The sequence below is a fragment of the Vibrio sp. B7 genome (assembly GCF_963888765.1).
GTDB lineage: Bacteria > Pseudomonadota > Gammaproteobacteria > Enterobacterales > Vibrionaceae > Vibrio > Vibrio anguillarum.
This window is the reverse complement of sequence record NZ_CAWPKR010000011.1, coordinates 231,349-255,158: the sequence shown is the minus strand read 5'-3', so window position 1 is coordinate 255,158 and position 23,810 is coordinate 231,349. Positions and strand designations below refer to the sequence as shown.

Annotated in this window: 24 protein-coding genes; 21 read left to right on the top strand and 3 right to left on the bottom strand. The window is 44.0% G+C overall.

Annotation, left to right across the window (positions count from 1 at the left end):
• Positions 1–74 precede the first annotated feature (74 nt).
• The 8 genes from ppiD to pyrF all read left to right on the top strand — a co-directional run bounded on the left by ppiD (position 75) and on the right by pyrF (position 7,739).
• On the top strand, positions 75–1,934 hold the full coding sequence (ppiD, locus tag AACV32_RS06215; protein ID WP_170894780.1) for a peptidylprolyl isomerase: 1,860 nt from the start codon (positions 75–77) through the stop codon (positions 1,932–1,934).
• A 136-nt stretch (positions 1,935–2,070) separates the two neighbouring features.
• On the top strand, positions 2,071–2,370 hold the full coding sequence (locus AACV32_RS06210; RefSeq protein WP_017044597.1) for a ComEA family DNA-binding protein: 300 nt from the start codon (positions 2,071–2,073) through the stop codon (positions 2,368–2,370).
• Positions 2,371–2,534: 164 nt separating this feature from the next.
• A complete protein-coding gene (gene cmk, locus AACV32_RS06205; protein WP_013857180.1) occupies positions 2,535–3,215 on the top strand; it encodes a (d)CMP kinase in 681 nt (226 codons plus the stop codon).
• A gap of 103 nt (positions 3,216–3,318) precedes the next feature.
• Entirely contained in the window at positions 3,319–4,989 is a 1,671-nt protein-coding gene (rpsA, locus tag AACV32_RS06200; RefSeq protein WP_013857179.1) for a 30S ribosomal protein S1, read from the top strand.
• A gap of 76 nt (positions 4,990–5,065) precedes the next feature.
• Complete coding sequence (ihfB, locus tag AACV32_RS06195) at positions 5,066–5,350, top strand: integration host factor subunit beta (RefSeq protein ID WP_010317449.1); 285 nt, start codon at positions 5,066–5,068, stop codon at positions 5,348–5,350.
• A gap of 141 nt (positions 5,351–5,491) precedes the next feature.
• On the top strand, positions 5,492–5,767 hold the full coding sequence (locus AACV32_RS06190; protein ID WP_013857177.1) for a LapA family protein: 276 nt from the start codon (positions 5,492–5,494) through the stop codon (positions 5,765–5,767).
• A 19-nt stretch (positions 5,768–5,786) separates the two neighbouring features.
• On the top strand, positions 5,787–6,956 hold the full coding sequence (gene lapB, locus AACV32_RS06185; protein WP_026028046.1) for a lipopolysaccharide assembly protein LapB: 1,170 nt from the start codon (positions 5,787–5,789) through the stop codon (positions 6,954–6,956).
• Between the two features lie 87 nt (positions 6,957–7,043).
• Positions 7,044–7,739, top strand: a complete 696-nt coding sequence (gene pyrF / locus AACV32_RS06180; protein ID WP_038170096.1) for an orotidine-5'-phosphate decarboxylase — start codon at positions 7,044–7,046, stop codon at positions 7,737–7,739.
• A gap of 80 nt (positions 7,740–7,819) precedes the next feature.
• On the opposite strand, the gene AACV32_RS06175 is transcribed toward pyrF, so the two are convergent.
• Positions 7,820–8,584, bottom strand: coding sequence for a hypothetical protein (locus AACV32_RS06175; RefSeq protein ID WP_013857174.1), 765 nt, complete (start codon positions 8,582–8,584; stop codon positions 7,820–7,822).
• A gap of 299 nt (positions 8,585–8,883) precedes the next feature.
• On the opposite strand from AACV32_RS06175, the gene cysB reads away from it, so the two are divergent.
• Entirely contained in the window at positions 8,884–9,858 is a 975-nt protein-coding gene (gene cysB / locus AACV32_RS06170; protein ID WP_010317444.1) for an HTH-type transcriptional regulator CysB, read from the top strand.
• Between the two features lie 87 nt (positions 9,859–9,945).
• Positions 9,946–11,142: a methyltransferase gene (locus tag AACV32_RS06165; RefSeq protein ID WP_026028586.1), complete on the top strand. Its 1,197-nt coding sequence runs from the start codon at positions 9,946–9,948 to the stop codon at positions 11,140–11,142.
• Positions 11,143–11,201: 59 nt separating this feature from the next.
• Here AACV32_RS06165 and ald read toward each other — a convergent pair whose 3' ends face one another.
• Entirely contained in the window at positions 11,202–12,326 is a 1,125-nt protein-coding gene (gene ald / locus AACV32_RS06160; RefSeq protein WP_013857172.1) for an alanine dehydrogenase, read from the bottom strand.
• 156 nt (positions 12,327–12,482) lie between these two features.
• Here ald and lrp point away from each other — a divergent pair, with 156 nt between their 5' ends.
• Both lrp and AACV32_RS06150 read left to right on the top strand, forming a co-directional pair.
• The gene (gene lrp / locus AACV32_RS06155) at positions 12,483–12,977 is read left to right on the top strand and encodes a leucine-responsive transcriptional regulator Lrp (protein WP_010317439.1); all 495 of its coding nucleotides are present in this window, start codon (positions 12,483–12,485) and stop codon (positions 12,975–12,977) included.
• A 187-nt stretch (positions 12,978–13,164) separates the two neighbouring features.
• On the top strand, positions 13,165–16,050 hold the full coding sequence (locus tag AACV32_RS06150) for a DNA translocase FtsK (protein ID WP_017049915.1): 2,886 nt from the start codon (positions 13,165–13,167) through the stop codon (positions 16,048–16,050).
• Between the two features lie 106 nt (positions 16,051–16,156).
• Here the strand turns inward: AACV32_RS06150 and AACV32_RS06145 are convergent, their stop codons facing one another.
• A complete protein-coding gene (locus AACV32_RS06145; RefSeq protein WP_170894779.1) occupies positions 16,157–16,324 on the bottom strand; it encodes a hypothetical protein in 168 nt (55 codons plus the stop codon).
• A gap of 306 nt (positions 16,325–16,630) precedes the next feature.
• On the opposite strand from AACV32_RS06145, the gene htpX reads away from it, so the two are divergent.
• The 9 genes from htpX to AACV32_RS06100 all read left to right on the top strand — a co-directional run bounded on the left by htpX (position 16,631) and on the right by AACV32_RS06100 (position 23,780).
• Positions 16,631–17,494 carry a protease HtpX gene (gene htpX, locus AACV32_RS06140; protein WP_017044602.1) on the top strand — a complete coding sequence of 288 codons (864 nt, stop codon included), beginning with the start codon at positions 16,631–16,633 and terminating at the stop codon, positions 17,492–17,494.
• Positions 17,495–17,714: 220 nt separating this feature from the next.
• Positions 17,715–18,134, top strand: a complete 420-nt coding sequence (locus AACV32_RS06135) for a nuclear transport factor 2 family protein (RefSeq protein WP_170894778.1) — start codon at positions 17,715–17,717, stop codon at positions 18,132–18,134.
• Positions 18,131–18,853: an SDR family NAD(P)-dependent oxidoreductase gene (locus AACV32_RS06130; protein ID WP_017049914.1), complete on the top strand. Its 723-nt coding sequence runs from the start codon at positions 18,131–18,133 to the stop codon at positions 18,851–18,853. The genes AACV32_RS06135 and AACV32_RS06130 overlap by 4 nt, the downstream gene beginning before the upstream one ends.
• A 30-nt stretch (positions 18,854–18,883) precedes the next feature.
• A complete protein-coding gene (locus AACV32_RS06125) occupies positions 18,884–20,158 on the top strand; it encodes an NAD(P)/FAD-dependent oxidoreductase (RefSeq protein WP_040122962.1) in 1,275 nt (424 codons plus the stop codon).
• Positions 20,158–20,898 (top strand): DUF1365 domain-containing protein, encoded by a 741-nt coding sequence (locus tag AACV32_RS06120; RefSeq protein WP_047690805.1) that lies wholly within the window; start codon positions 20,158–20,160, stop codon positions 20,896–20,898. Before AACV32_RS06125 ends, AACV32_RS06120 begins: the two co-directional genes overlap by 1 nt.
• Positions 20,899–20,955: 57 nt before the next feature.
• Positions 20,956–22,203 (top strand): SAM-dependent methyltransferase, encoded by a 1,248-nt coding sequence (locus AACV32_RS06115; protein ID WP_170894777.1) that lies wholly within the window; start codon positions 20,956–20,958, stop codon positions 22,201–22,203.
• Complete coding sequence (locus tag AACV32_RS06110; RefSeq protein ID WP_170894776.1) at positions 22,203–22,700, top strand: DUF2878 domain-containing protein; 498 nt, start codon at positions 22,203–22,205, stop codon at positions 22,698–22,700. Before AACV32_RS06115 ends, AACV32_RS06110 begins: the two co-directional genes overlap by 1 nt.
• Positions 22,678–23,256 carry a chalcone isomerase family protein gene (locus AACV32_RS06105; protein ID WP_170894775.1) on the top strand — a complete coding sequence of 193 codons (579 nt, stop codon included), beginning with the start codon at positions 22,678–22,680 and terminating at the stop codon, positions 23,254–23,256. The genes AACV32_RS06110 and AACV32_RS06105 overlap by 23 nt, the downstream gene beginning before the upstream one ends.
• Positions 23,253–23,780 (top strand): DUF3833 domain-containing protein, encoded by a 528-nt coding sequence (locus AACV32_RS06100; protein WP_170894774.1) that lies wholly within the window; start codon positions 23,253–23,255, stop codon positions 23,778–23,780. The genes AACV32_RS06105 and AACV32_RS06100 overlap by 4 nt, the downstream gene beginning before the upstream one ends.
• Positions 23,781–23,810 lie beyond the last annotated feature (30 nt).

Here is a 23,810-nt window from a genome sequence, read left to right as displayed (position 1 = left end):
TTTTTCTGATATTATCGCGCTATTCAATTTTTAGGCTGAAGTGTGAAGCTTCTTATCCGGAGAGCAGTTAGATTATGATGGATCGATTACGCGAAGGCGTGAACAGCATCGCGGTGAAAATTATTCTAGGAATGATTATCTTATCATTCGTATTCGCAGGTGTCGGTAGCTACTTGGTCAGCGGTGGCAGTAATGCTGCGGCTAAAGTTGGCAATAGTGAGATTGGCCGTGGTGAATTTGAACAAGCGTACCAGAACGAGCGCAATCGCATGCAATCCCAATTAGGGGATTATTTTGCTAACTTGCTCGCTGATCCTCAGTATGTCGAGTCATTTCGTAAGTCAGTGCTTGATCGTATGGTTAACGATTTATTGTTGGAGCAGCATGCACAATCACTAGGTTTACGAGTAAGCGATGATCAGGTTCGTAAAATGATTTTAGACATGCCCCAATTCCAGACTGGCGGTAAGTTTGACCAAGAAATCTATCAAGCGGCTCTTCGCCGTGCAGGTTTCTCTGCTGAAAGCTTTGCAGAATATCTACGTCGTGATCTTATCCGTAACCAGTTACTTAGTGCTATCCAAGGTAGTGAATTTACGTTGCAGGGTGAGGTTAATCAGCAAAGTGAACTGATCTCTCAAACCCGTGATATCCGTGCGCTCACATTGTCACTCAGCGACTTTGCTAAAAATGTTGAGTTGAGTGATGAAGAAATTACTCAATATTATCAACAAAATGCAGAGCGCTATACCCGTCCAGAGCAGGTTAAAGTGGCTTATATCGAGCTTTCTGCCCAACAATTGAAAGACCAAATTGTAGTGTCTGATGAACAGGCCGAGCAGTACTACCAAGAGCATTTAGACAAATACTCCACTCAAGCACAGCGTAAAGTAAGCCATATTTTGGTTCAAGGTGATGATAAAACTAAAGCGCAGGCGATTCTCGATGAACTGAATGCTGGCGCTGATTTCGCGACTTTAGCGAAAGAAAAATCAGAAGACGTAGGAAGCGCAGAAGAGGGTGGTTCGCTAGGTTGGATTGAACATGATGTGATGGACCCAGCTTTTGAACAAGCAGCCTTTGCTATCGAACAGATAGGGGATATCACAGGGTTGGTCAAATCTGAATTTGGCTATCACATTATCCGTCTTGATGATGTTAAAGCCCCTATCGCACAGCCCTACGCACAGGTTGCCTCTGAAATCAAAGCTGAAATGGTAGACCAAAAGGCCGCTGATCAGTTTTATGAGTTGCAGACCAAGCTAGAAAAAGTGGCATTTGAATCACCAGACTCTCTGGATGAAGCAGCAAAAGCTATCTCAGCTAAGATTCAGAAAACCGATTTTATTTCTCAGCAAGATGCGCCTGAAATTCTTAAAAATCCAGCTGTCCTTCAAGCTATTCTAAGCCCAGAGGTAAAAGAAGATAGGCTCAATTCTGAGGTATTAGAAGTTGCCCCAGAACACGTTATCGTTGTTCGTGTTGATGATGCTCGGGAACAAATGGTTCTTCCTTTGGCTGAAGTGAAAGAGCAAGTGGTTGCTCAGCTTTCTAAAGTTAAAGGCGAACAACAAGCGATTGAGTTAGCCACAAAATTGATTGATACCCTAAAGAAAGGTGACCAATCCTTATTGGAACAGCGTGGGTTAAAATTTGCTGAGTTGGAAATGATTGATCGTAGCTCTCCATTGGCGAGTACGGTGTTTTCTCTCCCTAAACCCGCTACAGATAGTGTGATTTACGGTCAAGCGAAAGCAATGAACGGTGATATTGTTCTTGTTGAACTACATAAGGTTGAGGCTAAAGTCACACCTCAGTACAACGATCAAATTACGGCTCAGTTAGAGCGCATCGGTAGCCAACGTGATTTGGCTGCGATACTTACAACTTTGCGAAAAAATACAGACATTGAATATTATGTTGTGAGCCAATAAAGGCTAGTAATGTAATTGATATGAAACTCAAAATGGGCTGCTTATGCAGCCCATTTCAATTTCTACCTTTTTGATTCCCTCTCATTTCCAAGCTCAATTAATATTGGTACCCATTAATAAACAAGGAAATGTTCATATGAAATTGAAAACAAAACTCGGGTTGTTACTTCTAAGTATCGTATTGCCTCTTTCACCGACATTAGCAGAAGAAAAGGTGGTAGAAACGCACCAAGGCATTGAAATTACGGTTAATATAAATCAGGCTTCCGCTGAGGAAATTGCTACTTTGTTGAAAGGTATTGGACTTAAAAAAGCGCAAGCGATTGTTGAATATCGTCAACAAAATGGCGATTTTAAAACCAAAGAAGATCTGAGCTTGGTGAAAGGCATTGGTGCCGCTACTGTCAGGCAAAACGCTGAGCGTATCATTTTATAAAAGTCTCTATCAAAAGCGTCGCACTCCTTAAAGCGACGCTTGTATCACTGTGAAATTTCAGTCATATCGCCATTCCTTCCTAGCGCCTGTAACGGATAAGCACTATAATTTGTCGCCGACAAAAGCGAGCAAGCAAGCCGCATAAAAACTAAGTGGAGTAAATCATGTCCTCTCACACTCCGGTAATTACCGTAGATGGACCAAGTGGTGCAGGTAAAGGCACTCTTTGTATGTTGTTGGCTAAGAAATTAGGCTTTCATTTGCTCGATTCTGGAGCTATTTACCGCGTTCTTGCATTGGCGGCGATTCACCACGGTGTGGATACGGAGTCGGAAGAAGCGCTTGTTCCTCTGGCGACACATTTAGATGTCCAATTTATCGCAGAAGGCGACTTGGTTAGAGTGATTCTTGAAGGTGAGGACGTATCGAAAGAATTGCGCAAAGAAGAGACAGGAATGGCAGCATCAAAAGTAGCGGCACTGCCTAGAGTTCGTGAGGCATTATTACGTCGCCAACGAGCCTTTGCGAAAGGGCAGGGACTGGTTGCTGATGGACGTGATATGGGCACAGTTGTGTTTCCTCAAGCAGAAGTGAAAATATTCCTCGATGCCAGCGCGCAAGAGCGAGCCCAACGTCGCTTTAAGCAGTTGCAACTCAAAGGGCTAGATGTTAAATTTGACGCCCTTTTAAGCGAGATCCAAGAGCGTGACGACCGAGATCGTAACCGCCCAGTGGCCCCATTACGCCCTGCAGAGGATGCGCTATTGCTTGACTCAACCTCAATGTCTATCGACGAAGTTGTAGAAGAAGCATTACAATATGTAGAATCTAAGCTGGCAGAGTAGTTCTGCTAGGTAAGAGCGTCGGTCGCAAGGATGATGACTGGCGAATTTAATAACCCCATGCGGTAGGATACCCATGGAAGTTTAATTATTGAAGATTAAATAAATGACTGAATCTTTTGCTCAACTCTTTGAAGAGTTTTTAAACGAAACACAATTTCAACAAGGTACAATCGTTAAAGGTACTGTAGTCGCTATCGAGAATGGTTTCGTTCTTGTTGACGCTGGTCTTAAGTCTGAGTCTGCTATCCCTGCTGAACAGTTCAAGAACGCTGCTGGCGAACTTGAAGTTGAAGTTGGTTCTGAAGTAGACGTTGCTCTAGACGCTGTTGAAGATGGTTTCGGTGAAACTCAACTTTCTCGTGAGAAAGCTAAGCGTCATGAAGCTTGGATCGTTCTTGAGAAAGCTTACGAAGAAGCTGAAACTGTTATTGGTATTATCAATGGTAAAGTTAAAGGTGGCTTCACTGTTGAACTAAACGGTATCCGTGCTTTCCTTCCAGGCTCTCTTGTTGACGTGCGTCCTATCCGTGACACTACTCACCTAGAAAACAAAGAGCTAGAGTTCAAAGTTATCAAACTAGACCAGAAACGTAACAACGTTGTTGTTTCTCGTCGTGCTGTTATCGAATCAGAAAGCAGCGTTGAACGTGACGAACTTCTTGAAACTCTACAAGAAGGCACTGAAGTTAAAGGTATCGTTAAGAACCTTACTGACTACGGCGCATTCGTTGACCTTGGTGGTGTTGATGGTCTTCTACATATCACAGATATGGCTTGGAAACGCGTTAAACACCCATCAGAAATCGTTAACGTTGGTGACGAAATCCTAGTTAAAGTTCTTAAGTTTGATCGTGATCGTACTCGCGTATCACTAGGTCTTAAGCAACTTGGCGAAGATCCATGGGTAGCTATCGCTAAGCGTTACCCAGAAGGTCATAAACTATCTGGCCGTGTAACAAATCTAACTGACTACGGCTGCTTCGTTGAAATCGAAGAAGGCGTTGAAGGTCTAGTACACGTTTCTGAAATGGATTGGACTAACAAGAACATCCACCCATCTAAAGTTGTTAATGTTGGCGACGAAGTTGAGGTTATGGTTCTTGATATCGACGAAGAGCGTCGTCGTATCTCTCTAGGTCTTAAACAGTGTAAAGCTAACCCATGGCAGTCATTCGCTGAAGCGCAAGCTAAAGGCGACAAAGTTACTGGTAAGATCAAGTCTATCACTGACTTCGGTATCTTCATCGGTCTAGACGGCGGCATCGACGGTCTAGTTCACCTATCTGACATCTCTTGGAACGTTCCTGGAGAAGAAGCGGTACGTGATTACAAGAAAGGCGATGAAATCTCTGCAGTTGTTCTAGCAGTAGATGCAGAGCGTGAGCGTATTTCTCTTGGCGTTAAGCAAATGGAAAACGACCCGTTCAACGCATATGTTGCTGATAACAAAAAAGGTACTCTAGTTAACGGTACTGTTACTGCAGTTGACGCGAAAGGTGCTACAATTGAACTTGTAGACGGCGTTGAAGGTTACATCCGTGCTTCTGAAGCATCTCGTGACCGTATTGAAGATGCGTCTCTAGTCCTAAGCGTTGGTGACAGCGTTGAAGCGAAATTTACTGGTGTAGACCGTAAAAACCGCGTAATCAACCTATCTATCAAAGCTAAAGATGAAGCTGATGAGCAAGAAGCAATGGCTACTCTGAACAAAGCTGATGAAGGTGCGTTTGGTAATGCTATGGCTGATGCATTCAAGGCTGCTAAAGGCGAATAATCTAACTCGCTAAAAGGGGCCGTAAGGCTCCTTTTTTTTCAGTTAGTGCCTACTTTGATAAGTAATGAGGGAAACTATGACTAAGTCTGAATTGATAGAAAGACTCTGTGCTGAGAAAACGCACCTATCTGCTAAAGAAATTGAAGACGCTGTGAAAGATATTCTTGAACATATGGCATCAACTTTAGAAAGCGGAGAGCGAATCGAAATTCGCGGATTTGGTAGTTTCTCTTTGCACTATCGTGAGCCTAGAGTAGGTCGTAATCCTAAAACCGGTGATAAAGTGGTGTTGGATGGCAAATTCGTCCCTCATTTCAAGCCAGGTAAAGAGTTACGTGAGCGAGTTAATGAGAATATCTAAAGCGATTTAGAGAGTATTCTAAAAAACGGCATACAGTTTAAGTATGCCGTTTTTTTAAGAAAGGAATCCATAATAGACATGGTTTGTAAGGCCATTTTCCTGCATAATCAGACCAGATCAATACTGGATAGGTAGTGGCATATGAAAATTATAAAAATCGTTCTAATTCTTGCACTTTTTTTGATTGCTTTAGCATTAGGGGCTCAAAATCAAGCAGTTGTGACGTTTAACTATTTGATCGCTCAAGGCGAATTTCACCTGTCTACTTTACTTGGCACTGTCTTTGTCTCTGGTTTTTTACTTGCTTGTTTGCTTGGCAGTAGCTTCTACTTCAAGTCTCAGTTGCAAGTTAGAAAGTTGAATAAGCAACTGAAAAAGCAAACAGCAGAGAACAACGCTGTAACAAGTAAAGCGTAGTGAAATAAAGGCTGACTTGATGTTAGAAATTCTCTTCTTGCTATTACCGATTGCCGCCGCCTACGGCTGGTATATGGGAAATCGCAGTGCTCAGCAAGACAAGCAGAAACACTCTCACCAAATTTCTCGTCAGTATGTGACGGGTCTTAACTTGCTGCTTTCTGATCAATCAGATAAGGCCGTTGACCATTTTATCGAGCTACTCCAAGTAGACAATGAAACGATTGATACCCACTTAGCGCTGGGCAACTTATTCCGTTCAAGAGGAGAGGTTGATCGTGCTATCCGCATCCATCAAAATCTCATATCTCGTTCAAGTCTTACTATTGACCAAAAAAATCTCGCCTTACAACAATTGGCAAAAGATTATATGGTGGCAGGCTTTCTCGACCGCGCTGAAAAAATATTTGAACAACTGATTGAAGAGCCCGAACACAAAGAAGCGGCGTTGCAACAATTGGTTTCTATTTACCAACAGACTCGAGAGTGGCATAAAGCTATCGATTACGCTTATGCGTTGGTAAAATTAGGCAGAAAAAGGATGCACAGTGTTATAGCCCATTTTTGGTGTGAACTTGCAATGCAAGAGAAGGCTGAAGGACGCGATAGCAAAGCGATTCAATATCTTAAAAAAGCGCTGTCTGAAGATCCGAAGTGTGTACGCGCAACGATCTCTTTAGGTAAGCTGTATCTTGAAAATGATGACTACCGTCATACAATCCAGTATATGCAAATGGTCTTGGAGCAGGACATTGATTTTATCGGCGAGGTATTGCCTACGCTTGCTGAATGCTATCACCATATTGGGAAAGAGGGTGAACTTGTTGAGTTTTTACGCGAGTGCATTATCAATGAAGCTGGAGTGTCAGCTGAACTGATGCTCGCACAGTTGGTGGCACAACATGATGGTGCTGGAGCTGCACAGGAACTTTTGACACGGCAATTGGTTAAAAATCCGACCATGAAGGGCTTCTACCGTTTAATTGACTACCATCTCATCGAAGCAGAGGAAGGTCGAGCGAAAGAGAGCTTGTCGACCTTGCAAAAATTGGTAGGTGAGCAACTAAAAGTAAAACCTCACTACCGATGCAGAAAGTGTGGTTTCTCAACCCATTCTCTCTACTGGCACTGCCCATCATGTAAGAATTGGGGTTCAATTAAACCTATCCGTGGTTTGGATGGTGAATAGAGTTCATGTACTGGAGTTACTGATCGACTCGAAAACTGCAGCTTATGAAAGCTGCATTTTTTTAGCTTAATTATTTTAGGAGTGAAAATGAAAGACCAGAGAGTAATTGTCGCGTTGGATTATGAGCAACAAGCGGAAGCGTTAGCTTTTGTTGATAAAATTGACCCCAACAGCTGTCGATTAAAAGTGGGTAAGGAGATGTTTACCCTGTTTGGTCCCGATTTTGTGCGTGAGCTACACAAAAGAGGTTTTTCGGTATTCTTAGACCTAAAGTTTCATGATATTCCCAACACGTGCTCTAAAGCCGTACGTGCGGCGGCTGAGCTTGGCGTATGGATGGTGAATGTTCATGCCAGTGGTGGGGAGAGAATGATGTCGGCGTCTCGCCAGATTCTTGAACCTTATGGTAACGATAGACCACTACTTATTGCTGTCACAGTACTAACCAGTATGGAACAATCTGATCTTCGTGGTATTGGCATCGATGTTGCGCCTAAAGAGCATGTAATGCGTCTGGCTAGCCTAACTCAAAATGCAGGGTTAGATGGAGTGGTATGCTCAGCTCAAGAAGCGCACATGCTTAAGAGCCATCTTGGTCAAGAGTTTAAATTAGTTACGCCAGGGATTCGTCCTATTGGTTCTGAAACAGGAGACCAAAGACGTATTATGACTCCGAGTGAGGCCATAAAAGCTGGTTCAGATTATCTAGTCATCGGTCGCCCAATTACTCAGGCAACAAGACCGGATGAAGTCCTAAAAGCGATAAATGATACGTTAATTTAAATTAATGTTTTCTTTACGTTGTTGTATGAAAAAGGTCGCTTATGCGACCTTAAAAATACTTCCTAATCAAAAATAATGGGCTACCATTTTTTCTTTTCACCAAACAGTGCTTCCATATCACTATTTCTCTCGTTATCTTCAATTTGTTGAAGATCCGTTGCACTTTTTGTTTGGCGTCGTTTTTCTAAGTCATCATACATTGACTGAAGTTTTTCACGAGCTTGATTGGAATAAGCATCATTTTTTGAGCTCAGAACATCGATCCCTTTACGCAATAGCTGAATCGCAGTTCCGGGTTGCCCACGAACGATCGAATCATTTGCCCGCTTAACAACATTTTCAATGTTGATTCGAATTTGTATTGTTTCTAGACGCGCATTTTCAGCGACGTAAGATTGTGTTTCAAAACGTCCTTTATTGTGCTCACTACGAATCGTGTCTCTTAAACGTTTCACTAGTTTAAGCATAATCAAAGCTTGTTTATCGCTGGTGGGTACTTTAAACGTTGTACTGTCACCACCTGGGTGGTTTTCTTGTAAATGCTTAATTTGCCCTTTCATATGCTCAATGCGTTGTGCTAACTGCTTATTTTTCGGGTCAAGCTCATACATACTAAGTAGGGCATCAAGGATACGGGTATTTAAACACACTAAGAGTTCTTTACTAAACGGCATGTGGTGTGCGTTGCCGATAAGGTCTTCTGTCGCATCAATAATGGCGATATATCGAGTCGACTCCTGCTTTTTAGCTGACTCGACCTTTACTTTGTATTGAAGCATGATGTTATAGCCAAGGACTAACACCAGCAAAACTGCTACAAGAGCAATGATTAAACCTATATTCATATAATCCGTATCTTTATTAGAATTCAGTGGCTAGCAATTAAGAATACACGATCCTTAGTTATCACTACACCTTCAAATTGACTATTTTTATTATTCCTGTTTTAACCCCTAAAAACTGCCTTTTATTGCTTAGATTGGGCGATAGTTGGCAAAAATTTAGTCAGCTACGCAAAATACTTACTTTTTTCTTCGCTCTTGAATCATCAAGCTTTGAATTGAGAGTGTTAAGCGTTATAACTAATAATTATAAACTATGATTGAAAGATCTGGATCTTTGATAATGGATTACGGGGCCAATAATGAAGTTACAGCAGTTAAAATATATTGTTGAAGTGGTTAATCACAACCTGAATGTCTCAGCAACTGCGGAAAGCCTTTATACCTCTCAGCCAGGCATTAGTAAACAGGTTCGTTTACTCGAAGATGAATTGGGTATTCAAATTTTTGAGCGTAGCGGTAAGCACCTGACACAAGTCACGGGTGCAGGTGAAGATATTATTCGTATCTCACAAGAGATCCTTTCACGTGTGGAAAGCATTAAGGCCGTGGCAGGGGAGCATACGCACCCTGAGATGGGTACGCTGAATATTTCAACGACTCATACACAAGCTCGCTACGCGTTACCTGATGTAATCAAAGGATTCACTGCACGTTATCCGAAAGTGTCGTTACACATGCACCAAGGCACTCCAAGTCAGATGTCGGAAGCGGTTGCAAAAGGTACCGCTAATTTTGCGATAGCAACAGAAGCGCTTCATCTGTACCAAGATGCCATCATGCTACCTTGTTATCATTGGAACCGTTCTATTGTTGTGCCAAAAGATCATGCTCTTGCAAAAAAAGAACGGGTAACGATTGAGGATTTAGCCGCGTATCCATTGGTCACTTACGTGTTTGGTTTTACTGGTCGTTCAGAGTTAGACACTGCATTTAATCGCGTAGGGTTAACGCCGCGAGTTGTCTTCACCGCCACCGATGCGGATGTGATAAAAACTTATGTCCGAATGGGAATTGGGGTGGGTGTTATCGCAAGTATGGCGATAGATAAATCACGCGACACCGATCTTATCGCGATTGATGCCAGCCATCTTTTTGGTGCGAGCACGACTAGCATTGGGTTTCGCCGAGGTACATTCCTGCGCTCTTATATGTTTGACTTTATGGAACGTTTCGCACCTCATCTTACTCGCCCTGTCGTCGAACGGGCTACCTCGTTAAAATCGAATATCGAAATAGAAGAGATGTTTAAAGACATTGAATTGCCAGTTCGTTAAGCAAATTTTGATCATTTAAAACGAAACACTTTCTAATTAAACCATCACCTCCTAGAATTGGCCTTTCTAGGGGGATGTATGCGATGTATGCGCGCGCTTTTCAAACATATCGATGCTTTTTTAATTGAAAACCAACGTTTTTGGCGATTTGAGCCCTTTCATCATAGTGGCTTAGACAGTTCACCTTGGAAACATTCAGACCATAGGCTGGATCAGTGGTTGCAAACGCTATCTTTGGACAGTATCGATAGCTTAAAGTCATCGCCGCAAGCGCTCATTGAGCAACTTCATCCGTATATCGAGGGGTTAAAAGAAGCGGATATCATGATTAGGCTTCAAGATGCCCCTCGTAATACTCAGCAAGCACTCAGCCCTTACTTAGAGCAGGGGATCCCTGGCAGAAAGCTAGAACAAATTCGTTTAATGAGCGAATCACTCGTCTCTAGGCATTCAGGAACGGAATGGCTAGAGTGGTGCGCGGGTAAAGGCTTTTTAGGTCGAATTATCGCAGCGCAGTCAAAACAAAAAGTCACTAGTTTTGAATATCAGTCGCAGCTCTGTCATGCAGGACAAGCTTGCGCCGATGAACATGATCTTCCGATGCAATTTATTCAAGGGGACGCTTTTGAGCCGCAAGCGTTTGGCGTTTTCAATACCAATCAGCATGCCGTCGCTTTACATGCCTGTGGTGATCTCCATGTTCGCCTACTCGAATATTCTGTTGCTCATCGCTTGCCTGCGATTACGTTTTCACCATGTTGCTACCATTTAATCAAAGCCGATAGCTACCAACCCATGTCCAGCTACGGTCGTACTTCTTCTCTTGCCTTGTCCAAAGAAGAGCTGCGTATTCCGCTGCAAGAAACCGTTACGGGGGGAGAGCGGGTTCGCCGTCATCGTTTGCAAGAAATGACGTTTCGTTTGGGTTTTGATTTGTTGCTAAGATCTGAGCTTGGGCACCATCAATATTGCCCAATTCCGAGCCTCAAAAAATCACAACTAGCCGAAGGATTTTTAGCTTTTTGTTATTGGGCGGCGGCACAAAAAGGCATCGCATTACCAGAAGTGGATTGGCCTGCTTATGAACGTAAAGGCGAGCAGCGTTTTTGGCAGATGGAAAGGATAGGCTTAGTGCAACAGGCATTTCGCCGCATGATTGAGCTTTGGTTGGTATTGGATAAGGCACTTTATCTTCAAGAGCAAGGCTATGAGGTGCAGATTGAGCAGTTTTGCGCTAGGAAAGTAACGCCACGCAATATATTGGTTCACGCTTTTAAAAAATGAAAGCCAAGCGCATGATGCACTTGGCTAAGAATTGAGAGCTTTACCGCAAATTGTTATCGTTAGTTAAACAGAGCGATAGCTTCAGATGGCTCAAGATATTCAAGGTTGAAACTCTCGGCGACCTCTTTACAGGTGACTTTGCCGTGTATCACGTTTAAACCTTCTAGGAATCCTTTATCCTCTAATAATGCACGTTGATAACCTTTATTGGCCAGTTTAACAATGTAAGGCAACGTAGCGTTATTCAAGGCGAAAGTTGATGTGCGAGCCACAGCGCCTGGCATGTTTGCGACGCAGTAATGAACGACGTCATCAACGATATAGGTCGGGTCATCATGAGTGGTAGCATGTGAGGTTTCAAAGCAGCCGCCTTGGTCAATTGCCACATCAACGACCGCAGAGCCAGGTTTCATTCTAGAAATCAGATCTTTAGTTACGAGTTTAGGAGCTGCTGCTCCGGGGATCAGTACTGCGCCTATTACTAAATCGGCTTCGAGGACGTATTTTTCAATCGCATCCTTTGTTGAATACACGACTTTAGCGTGACCTTGGAACTCTTCATCGAGTTTACGCAGCATATCAACACTTCGGTCGAGAATCGTCACATCTGCACGCATTCCGACGGCAATTCTGGCCGCATTGGCACCGACTACACCACCACCAATCACCACCACTTTTGCTGGTGCGACTCCGGGTACACCACCCAGTAACAAACCACAGCCCGCGTGTGATTTTTCTAAACACTGCGCACCTGATTGAATAGACATTCGACCAGCGACTTCAGACATTGGTGCTAATAGTGGCAAGCGACCCATATTATCTGTTACAGTCTCGTAGGCTATACAGACAGCTTTGCTCTTGATTAGCTCCTCAGTTTGTGGAAAATCTGGAGCTAGATGTAAATAGGTAAATAAAATTTGGCCTTCGCGGAGCATTGCTCGTTCAGCAGCCTGAGGTTCTTTGACCTTAACAATCATTTCTGCTTTCGCAAAAATGTTAGAAGCAGTAGGAAGAATGGATGCGCCTACAGCGATGTAATCATCGTCTGAAAAGCCGATGCCGGAACCGGCATTTGTTTCAACATAAACTTGGTGACCGTGTGAGACAAGTTCGCGCACGCTTGCGGGAATCATGCCCACACGATATTCGTGGTTTTTGATTTCTTTAGGAACTCCAATGATCATCCTGACTCCTTAGGTTTTTTTGGTTGTTATAACTATATGTAGGGTTGTTGTTTCGAATTTGTGACTAGTATAGATGTGAATGTGTAAAATTTGATACTGAATATTAAAAAGTTGTAGTATATATTTTTGCAAGGAAGTAATAAGGTGGAATAAAAAATGGCAGACAACTATAAAAGGCCGTCCAAGGATTTAGACCGTATCGATCGCAATATTTTGAATGAATTGCAGAAAGATGGTCGTATTTCGAATGTAGAATTATCAAAACGAGTGGGTTTATCTCCAACCCCCTGTTTAGAGCGTGTACGTCGTTTAGAGCGTCAAGGTTTCATTACCGGTTATACCGCGTTGTTGAATCCACAATATCTTGATGCTTCGCTGTTGGTATTTGTGGAAATTACATTGAATCGCGGTGCACCTGATGTGTTTGAACAGTTTAATACTGCGGTTCAAAAACTGGATGACATTCAAGAATGCCATCTTGTTTCGGGTGATTTTGACTATCTTCTCAAAACTCGAGTCTCTGACATGGGGGCGTATCGTAAATTGTTGGGTGATACGCTATTGCGTTTGCCCGGAGTCAATGACACTCGCACTTATGTTGTGATGGAAGAAGTGAAGCAAAGTAACCAGTTGGTTATCAAAACTCGATAACGCCAGATTGTCTGAATAGTGGTACTTCTTTCCACATTCTGACGTTCGCCAATTGGGTTTTTAACCTTGATGTGGTTAAATCACACAACAAACCGAGCGGCTTTTGCCGCTCGGACTGTTTTCACCCAAACCAACGCATCAAGCCGCAATAAACCTTGAGTGTTGGCGTTAATCAGAATCTAGGTTTATGTTCAAAGAGAACCAAAATAAAGTTGAGACCATTATTAAGACCAGCGAAGAGCCTCAGTCTTCACGCCTCAATGGATCGCAACGTCTGAAAGAGTGCGGGCTTATTGTCGCTGTGCTTGCCTCTGTGCTTCTTTCCATCGCTTTATTAACATTTAGTCCCGCCGATCCTTCATGGTCGCAAACCGCGTGGGGAGGCGATATTGAAAATGCAGGCGGTATTATTGGTGCATGGATTGCCGATACCTTGTTCTTTATTTTTGGATCGCTGGCCTACCCAATACCGCTCATGATTACTGTGCTAGCATGGGTTTTTCTGCGTAAAAGAGAAGAGAATGAACCCCTTGATTTTGTGCTGTGGGGAACGCGTTTACTCGGCTTAACCATCTTGATTTTGACCAGTTGTGGTCTTGCGGATATCAACTTTGACGATATTTGGTATTTTTCATCTGGTGGTGTGATTGGGGATGTCTTAACCAGTTTGGCGCTGCCAACGCTTAATTTACTAGGCTCAACCCTAGTATTGCTCTTTTTATGGGGCGCTGGTTTTACGCTGCTAACGGGTATCTCCTGGCTAAGCATCGTGGAATGGTTAGGCACGATGAGTATTTCTCTTGGCGTTGCGTTGATCAATCGATTACGTGGTGAGAAAGATGAAGATATTGCGCCCGTTTTGTCGCCAATGGAATTGTCGCCGCTTGAATCATCATCCGCAGACTTAGCCGTTGTTGAGTCTAGTTCGCCAAATGAAGAATATGTCAAATCAGCCCTCGATGCGTTTGGGGCCGAGCAATACACGCCTGCGGTAGAGGTTGAAGAAGAGCTGGAACAGACTCACTCGCCAAGACGTTTTAATATTCACATGCCAGCGGCCAAAACTCAGGCTAACACTTCTCCTGAATTCAGTGAAACTCACTCAGATGAAGCGCCATTTGATCGCAGCAAGCAGCTTAGTGCAACGATTGAAGAGTTAGAATCTGTTGCGTTGGAAGAGGATGACCTTGCTCTTTCATCGGCAGACTGGGTAGATGAAAGAGCTAATGAGCATCAAGCATTAGCCAGTGCCGACCTCGATGCCAGTCAAGAAGCTCAGCAATATGCATGGGCAGAGGACGAAGAGGTGAGCGATCCGTCGCTTACGATGACAGAAGTTGATCTTGATGTGTCGCGTGTTGAACCGGTTATTTCCAATTTGGATGTGCTGGATGAAGATGAATCAGATCAAGCGTTGGCTGCTGATCTTGATGTGATGTCAGAAGATGACGAGCCACCGTTAGGCCAGCAAGATAGCGATGTGACGGCTTTTCAGAACATGGTGTCTTCGGCTCAGGCCAATATGGCGGCCAAGCAAAATCCATTTTTAATGCAAAAAGAAACTAACCTGCCTAAACCGACGGAGCCACTACCGACGTTAGAGCTTCTGTATCACCCAGAAAAGCGTGAACACTTTATTGACCGAGAGGCATTAGAGGAGGTTGCTCGTTTGGTTGAATCTAAACTCGCGGATTACAAAATCCAAGCGCAAGTGGTTGATATCTTTCCGGGGCCGGTTATCACTCGTTTTGAATTAGATTTAGCTCCAGGCGTAAAAGTGAGCCGTATTTCTAGCCTATCGATGGATTTGGCGCGTTCCTTATCGGCAATGGCGGTGAGGGTGGTTGAAGTGATCCCCGGTAAACCTTATGTTGGTCTTGAACTGCCAAACATGAGTCGTCAAACCGTCTATTTGTCAGATGTTATAAAAAGCCGTCAATTCCAAGAAGCGAAATCGCCCACGACCATCGTTTTAGGGCAAGACATTGCAGGCGAAGCATTGGTCGCGGATTTAGCCAAAATGCCGCACGTGTTGGTGGCTGGTACAACAGGCTCAGGTAAGTCGGTTGGGGTCAACGTGATGATCCTCAGCATGCTTTATAAAGCGAGCCCAGAAGACGTTCGCTTTATTATGATTGACCCGAAAATGTTAGAGTTATCGATCTACGAGGGTATTCCTCACCTGTTAGCTGAAGTCGTGACTGACATGAAAGACGCATCAAATGCTTTACGTTGGTGTGTGGGTGAAATGGAACGTCGTTATAAATTAATGTCTGTGCTTGGTGTGCGTAACATCAAAGGCTTCAATGATAAGCTAAAAATGGCTGCTGCTGCTGGCCACCCCATCCACGATCCTTTGTGGAGAGAAGGGGACAGTATGGAGAGTGAACCGCCACTGCTGGAAAAACTGCCTTACATTGTCGTGGTTGTTGATGAATTTGCTGATCTGATGATGGTGGTGGGTAAAAAAGTAGAAGAGTTGATCGCACGTTTGGCACAAAAGGCTCGTGCTGCGGGTATTCACCTTATTTTGGCCACTCAGCGCCCATCGGTTGATGTGATCACCGGTTTAATCAAAGCGAATATTCCGACCCGCGTTGCGTTTACCGTTTCGACTAAAACTGACTCAAGAACTATTTTGGACCAAAGTGGTGCAGAATCACTGCTCGGTATGGGCGATATGCTCTATCTACCACCGGGTTCTAGCCACACGATCCGGGTTCACGGTGCGTTTGCCTCGGATGAAGATGTGCATGCGGTGGTAAACAACTGGAAAGCACGCGGTAAGCCGAACTACATAGAAGAGATCACTTATGGTGACCAAGGACCAGAAGCCTTGCTACCCGGTGAGAAGATGGAAAGTGATGAAGAAGTGGATCCGCTATTTGATCAAGTGGTTGAACATGTAGTGGAAACGCGTCGAGGTTCAGTTTCAGGAGTGCAACGCCGATTTAAAATCGGTTACAACCGTGCTGCAAGAATTGTAGAGCAGTTGGAAGCACAAGGTATTGTGAGCGCTCCCGGTCATAATGGTAATCGCGAAGTACTATCGCCAGCGCCGCCGCGAGATTAATCACGGTCATTGTAGGCAACACAAACAAAACAGCGCCACCCATGATGCCATGAGCGGCGCTGTTTCAATTTAGCTAGCATAAACTCTCGCCAGCCTTGCTAACCGGCTATTTTTCTTGCATCAGCCCCACCAGTGCTTGTTGCGTGTCAGATATTTGCTGCTGCGCGGATGGTGTACTGCCAATTCCCAATTGTTGTTTAGCTTCATCTTCAGAGAGACCTAAGTGGCAACACAGTAAATCAATCGCCATTTGATAGTTGCTCGTTTCAGCCATGATGCTGTCCTTTGTCCGTCGAAAATGTCTGTTTCCCATGCAATGTAGTCACTTTAGCTGGGACTCTCAATACGACCAAAGTCTTATGCGTTCAGTTGCTCATCACGTGCTGTAAGGGTAGGTTAACCATCTTGCTATTCAATAACAGATTTTAGAAAACTCGGCGTCAGACATTAAATGTTTCAATTTATCGCTTAACCTTGTTTTTCAAATCTTAGACTATATGTATATGAAAAATTGTGTAGGTTCATGCTAGCGTCGCTTGCAGCCTACACTCATAATAAGATTTTCATTCGGAGATAAGTAATGAAGCGAGTCATGTTATTTCTAGCAACCAACCTTGCGGTGGTTCTGGTTCTTAGCCTTGTATTAAATATTGTTTATGCTGTGACGGGGATGCAGCCGGGCAGTTTATCTGGCTTGCTCGTCATGGCCGCGTTGTTTGGTTTTGGCGGCTCATTTATTTCATTATTGATGTCAAAGAGCATGGCTCTGCGCTCGGTAGGTGGAATGGTGATTGAAAGTCCACGTAACGAAACTGAGCACTGGTTATTGCAAACTGTAAGTCGTCAAGCTCAGCAAGCGGGTATTGGTATGCCAACGGTAGCAATTTATGATTCACCGGACATCAACGCTTTTGCAACCGGAGCTAAACGTGATGATTCTCTCGTCGCTGTTTCAACGGGGCTATTGCACAGCATGACGCGTGACGAGGCCGAAGCGGTATTGGCGCATGAAGTGAGCCACATTGCCAATGGCGATATGGTTACGATGACTTTAATGCAAGGAGTGGTTAACACCTTCGTTATTTTCTTATCGCGCTTTATCGCAAACATCGTGTCGTCTCGTGATTCAGAAGAGGGTGGCGGTAGCAATATGATGGTTTATTTTGGCATCTCTATGGTGCTGGAATTGGTATTTGGCTTCCTCGCGAGCTTTATTACGATGTGGTATAGCCGTCATCGCGAATTCCACGCCGACGCAGGTGCAGCAAAGCTTGTGGGTAAACACAAGATGATTGCGGCGTTAGAGCGTTTAAAAATGGGGCAAGAATCTCAATTAGAAGGTTCCATGATGGCTTTTGGTATCAACGGTAAACGTTCAATGACGGAATTATTGATGAGTCACCCGCCGCTTGATAAACGCATCGCCGCTTTGCGCAATAGTTAATCTAAGCTAACTAAAAAGAGAAGGCCAGCGAATTACGCTGGCCTTTTTGATCGTCGTAACTATTGGAATTTTGGTCTTTATTTTCTTTTTTGATCTTAATTCCTTGCAACCACGTATGCATTGAAAAGATACAAAGTTATACAAGAAATATTTTGTATAACTAAGCGACTTGTACTATTTTGTACATGTGAAGTTTTTGTATAACTTATGGAAACGTACAATGGATGTCGAATCGGTTGCTCAAGTTTATCGTCAACTCAACAAAGAGAACTTGCCTTTATTACGTCAGGTTTATCACGACAATGTCCTTTTTGAGGATGCCGCTCATCGAATAGAAGGTTGGCGTGCGCTATCGGATTATTTTGCTCTTTTGTATCAGAACGTAGAGCGTTGTGATTTTACCATCCATGATCACCAGCAAGTCGGTGACGGCGGCTTTCTCACATGGACTATGTCTTTGCAGCATCCTCGGCTAGCTCGTGGAAAACTTATACAAGTGCAAGGGATGAGCCATCTCAAGTTTCAAGACAACCAAGTTATTTATCACCGTGATTACTTCGACTTGGGAGAAATGCTCTATGAGCACATTCCGCTGCTGGGAAGTGTTATTCGTTCGATCAAACAGAGGTTAGGGCAATGAAGAGTGTACTTATCACGGGAGCCACTTCTGGTATTGGTTATCAGCTAGCTGTTGATTATGCAAAAACGGGTTGGCAAGTTATTGCTTGTGGGCGTAACCAAGCCAAGCTTAATCAAATGCATCAAGAGTATCCGCAGATCCAAGGCATTTCGTTTGATATTACCGATTTTGAGCAAACGAAATCGGCTTTATCGCAACTGCCTTTTACTCCTTCACTGTGGATCCTCAACGCTGGCGATTGCGAATACATCGATCATGGTCAAATGGATTCACTTCGGTTTAAGCGTGTGTTTGACGTAAACGTTTTGGGTTTAGCTCATTGCATTGAAGCTATACAGCATCACTTTGTTGCTAACCACCGTGTGGCGATCGTTGGTTCCATCGCCAGTGAAATCGCGCTGCCAAGAGCAGAAGCCTATGGCGCTTCTAAAGCGGCGGTTAGTTACCTAGCACGCTCGCTCATGCAAGATTGGCGAGCGCAAGGTGTTGCTGTGACGATGATCTATCCTGGGTTTGTTGCCACGCCTTTGACTGATAAAAATAGTTTTTCGATGCCAATGATGGTCAGTGCCGAGTATGCATCGCAGGCGATTCGCCGTGGGTTGGAAAAAGGCAAAACCACCCTCTATTTTCCGGCCCGTTTTACGAGCCTATTACGTTTGATTGGCAGCTTACCTTACGCATGGCAAGGCAAATTAGTTGCGGCATTACTTAAATAACGATCTGTTTTGTAATTAAAGGAATTGAGTATGAAAATCGCCATTATTGGTAGCGGTATTTCCGGGTTAACATGCGGTTATTATCTGCATAAACATCATGATGTTACCGTGTTTGAAGCCAATCATTACATTGGTGGGCATACCGCCACCGTCGATATTGAGCTCGATGGTCAAAATCATGCAGTTGATACTGGTTTTATCGTGTACAACGACCGGACCTACCCAAATTTCATCGCAATGATGAATGAAATTGGCGTAAAAGGCATTCCGACTCAAATGAGCTTCAGTGTGCGTAATGATGCGAATGGGCTGGAATATAACGGTCATACCGCAACTACGTTGTTTGCACAAAAGCGGAACTGGTTAAACCCTGTCTTTTATCGCTTTATTTTTGAAATCATTCGCTTCAATCGGTTAGCGAAACAGCAAGCAGAACAAGCGCATCAATCAATGCAAACCTTAGGTGATTTCTTATTTGAGCACCAATTTTCTGACTATTTTTGTGAAAATTATATTTTACCGATGGGAGCGGCAATTTGGTCATCTTCCTTGGCTGATATGCGGGTTTTTCCGTTAAGTTTCTTTTTGCGTTTCTTCCTCAACCATGGCCTGCTAGAGATCACTAACCGACCACAATGGTATGTGGTTGAAGGCGGATCGCGCGCGTACATCGAACCCTTGACGCAAGGTTTTAAAGATAAGATTCATCTTGATAGCCCAGTTACACAAGTCAAACGCGGCTCGGCAGGTGTCGAGCTCATTGTTAATGGGCAATCACACCACTTTGATCATGTGATTTTTGCATGTCACAGCGATCAGGCATTAGGTATGTTAGAGCAACCGACAGAGGCTGAGCAAGAAGTGCTCGGTGTAATGCACTATCAAGCTAATGAAGTCACTCTACATACCGACACATCACTGCTGCCTAAGCGAAAAGCCGCTTGGGCAGCTTGGAACTATTGGCTTGATGGCAGTCCAGATCAAGAGTCGCGTTTACCAGCGCTGACCTACAATATGAATATCTTGCAGCATATTAAAGGCGCTCATACTTTTTGTGTATCGCTCAACAGCGGTGACCGCATTTCTGATGAGAAAGTTTTACGACAGTTTACTTATCACCACCCGGTATTCACCACGCAATCTATCGCGGCTCAGCAACGCAAGCCTGAAGTTAACGGTGTGAATAACACTTGGTACTGTGGCGCTTATTGGCGCAATGGTTTTCATGAAGATGGCGTGACCAGTGCGCTGGATGTGGTGACACAACTTGAAGCGCAAGCGCAGCAGTTAAAAGGCGCGGCGTGATGGAGACTGAGCCCAACAGTTGTTTGATGGTTGGCATGGTACGTCATCGACGCTTTACACCGATTGAACATGCGCTCAATTATCCATTGTTTATGCCGTGTATTGATCTCGATGAACTGGAGCAGCTGAGTGATTCAGTTTGGGGGTTTGGCGAAAAATGGTGGCACTGGGCGCGTTTTCAGCGAGCCGATTATCTTGGTGAAGGGGATTTAAAACAGTGCATACAAGATAAAGTTCATGAGCTGACGGGCGACCGCTGTTCCGGAAAGGTGATGGCAGTATGTCACCTTCGTTATTTAGGAATCTATTTCAGCCCGGTTAATTTCTACTATCTTTATGATCAACAAGGTGAATGGCAATACTTGTTGGCCGAAGTGAGTAATACACCTTGGAATCAACGGCACTACTACGCGGTGAAAGCACAAGCGGGAGAAGAGCAGCAACAGTGGCGTCATCAAAAGGCGTTTCATGTTTCTCCCTTCAATCCTATTGATCAGCAATATCATTGGAAGTTGAAGCCGCTTGGTTCGTCATTGAGTGTGCATTTGGAATGCCATAAAGAAGGTAAAGTTTTCGATGCGACTTTATCGATGAAGGCACAACCATTTAATTCAAAAAATTTACTCAAGTTATTGATCAAAACACCCGTAATGGCCGTAAAAGTGACAATAGGTATTTACTGGCATGCTTTAAAGCTGTGGCTTAAAGGAGCACCTTTCTACTCCAATCCACATTCATAAATACGCAAGATCTACACAGAGACAGTGTCTAAATAACAATAACAAGGAGAACGCTCAATGCTTAATTCACAAACTCTCGCGTTGCCCAAGCAACTGACAGGGTTGCAAAAGAGTGCAAGAAGCTTCATTTTTCGCTGTCTACAGCGTTTAGACGTCGGCACTTTAACCATCATTGAAACCTTTTCCAATGAAGGCGCGTCCAGTCAGGAGACTTTTGGTGTACTTAAAGAGCATCAACCCCATGCAACTATTGAAATACATCATCCTCATTTTTATGCTCGTTTATTAAAAGGGGGTAGTATTGCAGCGGGTGAAGCTTACATGGATGGTTGGTGGGATAGCCCGAATTTGACCAGCCTAATGGAACTGATGGCTCGTAATGTCAGTGCATTAGATGGCATTGAAGCTCGCAGTAGTGTGTTGACCAAACTTTTTTATAAAGTCAGCCATTGGCTCAACCGAAATTCAATCGATAAAGCCAAAGAGAATATTCATGCCCACTACGATCTAGGCAATGATCTCTACCACACCTTTTTAGACAGTAATATGCTCTATTCCAGCGCGTTGTTTTTGCATCCGGATGAAACGTTAGAGCAGGCGCAAATCAATAAAATGGAACGTTTGTGCCAGCAGTTGCAACTCAAAGCAAGCGACCACGTGATTGAGATTGGCACCGGTTGGGGTGCGATGGCGATTTACATGGCCAAAACTTACGGCTGTCAGGTCACGACGACGACCATTTCTGAAGAGCAGCATTACTACACCGCGCAGCAGATAGAGCGGCAGGGGCTGGAGAGTCAAATCACCTTGCTCAAGCAAGATTACCGCCTGCTACAAGGTCAGTACGATAAATTAGTCTCGATAGAGATGATCGAAGCGGTCGGTAAAGAGTACCTCGCCTCTTATATTGAAAAGTGCCAGTCACTGCTAAAACCCAATGGTTTGATGGCGATTCAAGCCATTACCATTGCTGATCAACGTTATGATTATTACAGCAATAATGTCGATTTCATTCAGAAATACATTTTCCCCGGCGGTTTTTTACCCTCAATTACTGCATTGACAACGGCGGCGACACAGCACAGTGATTTAGTGGTTCGCAACATGTTTGATCTTGGTCCTGACTATGCGCATACGCTTGCTCATTGGCGTCACCGTTTTGAGCTTGCAAAACATCAGGTTTCACAACTTGGGTATGATGAGCGATTCACGCGTATGTGGCGTTACTATTTCTGCTACTGCGAGGGGGGATTTTTAGCAAAATCCATCAGCACTGTACATATGACTTTGCAAAGACCGATGTAATGAAGACGCTGTTTGCTGTCTCTCTTTGGTTTCAAGCGATCTGGTTTGTTGCTGTGTTGGGGACAGAACGTTTGCAGTGGTTGGCATTGGCCATGATGTTAGCCGCATTTATGTTTTCCTTGCGGCACTTCTCTTATCCTTTGGAAAGGGTGATTGCGTTAACCATGTTGGGTATTGTTATCGATACCCTTAATCAGTATTTCGGATTATTACGCTTTGCTACTAATGACTTTCCCATTTGGTTAATGGTGTTGTGGGGTGCTTTTTCTTGGTATGCCTCCCATTTAGTGGTGCTGCTGAAACGTTATCCATCCAAACTCATTTGTTTGGTGGTCGGCGTGTTAGGTAGTTTAAGTTATTGGGCGGCAGAACGTTTAGGCGCTGTACATTTTGATTGGCCATTGGGTTTGACTATGGCCATCTTGTGGCTGCAGTGGGTGATGATCGGTGCATTGATACTTAGGATATTTAGCGATGATGTTAGCAAAGAGAAATAGGCTAAGAAAATTCAACCTGTTACTGATAGTGATTGCCTTTCACAGCTTGGTGAATAATGCTTTTGCGGCGGTGGCAGACGATAAACTGACCGAGTGGCAAACTTGGCCAGTGATTGGCCAAGCGAATTTAAGCTGGTTATGGCTAGATATTTATTTCTCGCAGCTGCGTACCCCATCAGGGCAGTACGAGCAAGGAAGCGATTTATCACCCCATCCCTTGGCGCTTGAAATTGAATATCAGCGCGACATCAGTAGTAAACAGCTGGTGGAATCGACCGCAGAGCAGTGGCAAAAACTCAAACTAACCGAGCAACAAATTGCACCGTGGCTGGTGCACCTATCGTCCATTTTCCCCAGCGTTACTGAGGGCGATCGCTTGATTTACACCTCCGATGGGCAGCAGGGCGCTTTTATTTTTCATCCTAAGAATGGTGTTCAAGCCCAGGTTGGTACAGTAGCCGACGAAGCGTTAAATGACGCCTTTCTCGCGATATGGTTGTCGCCACAGACGCAATACCCACACTTACGCAAGCAATTGATAGGAATGCAACCATGAAAGCGATAGCCAGACGCAGTTATCTGTTACTTCTACTTTGGTTAGTGGGGTGCAGCGCTGATCTCACTCAATACCAATCCACGCAACCTAAGTTTGATCTATTTGAGTACTTCTCTGGTCGAACGTTCGCATGGGGGATGGTGCAAGATTATACGGGGATGCAAACGCGTCGTTTCGAGGTTGCCATCGACGGAACAGTTGAGGGGAATAAACTCACTTTGGTTGAAGACTTCAATTTTGATGATGGTGAAAAAAGCCAAAGAGTATGGGTGATTGAACGTTTTTCTGATGGAAAATATATCGGTCAAGCGGATGATGTATTAGGCCAAGCCCAAGGGGAAGAAGTGGGTAACGCTTTGCGTTGGCAATATGATTTTTCCTTACCTTATGGTGATTCTACGCTAACCGTTACCTTTGACGACTGGCTTTATCGGCAAGATGAAAAGCGGGTGTTTAACCTGACTAAAATTAAAAAATTTGGTATCGAGGTCGGTAAACTAACGCTGCTCTTTGAAAAACAATAAGGCTCCGTAAGGAGCCTTATTGTGCTGATC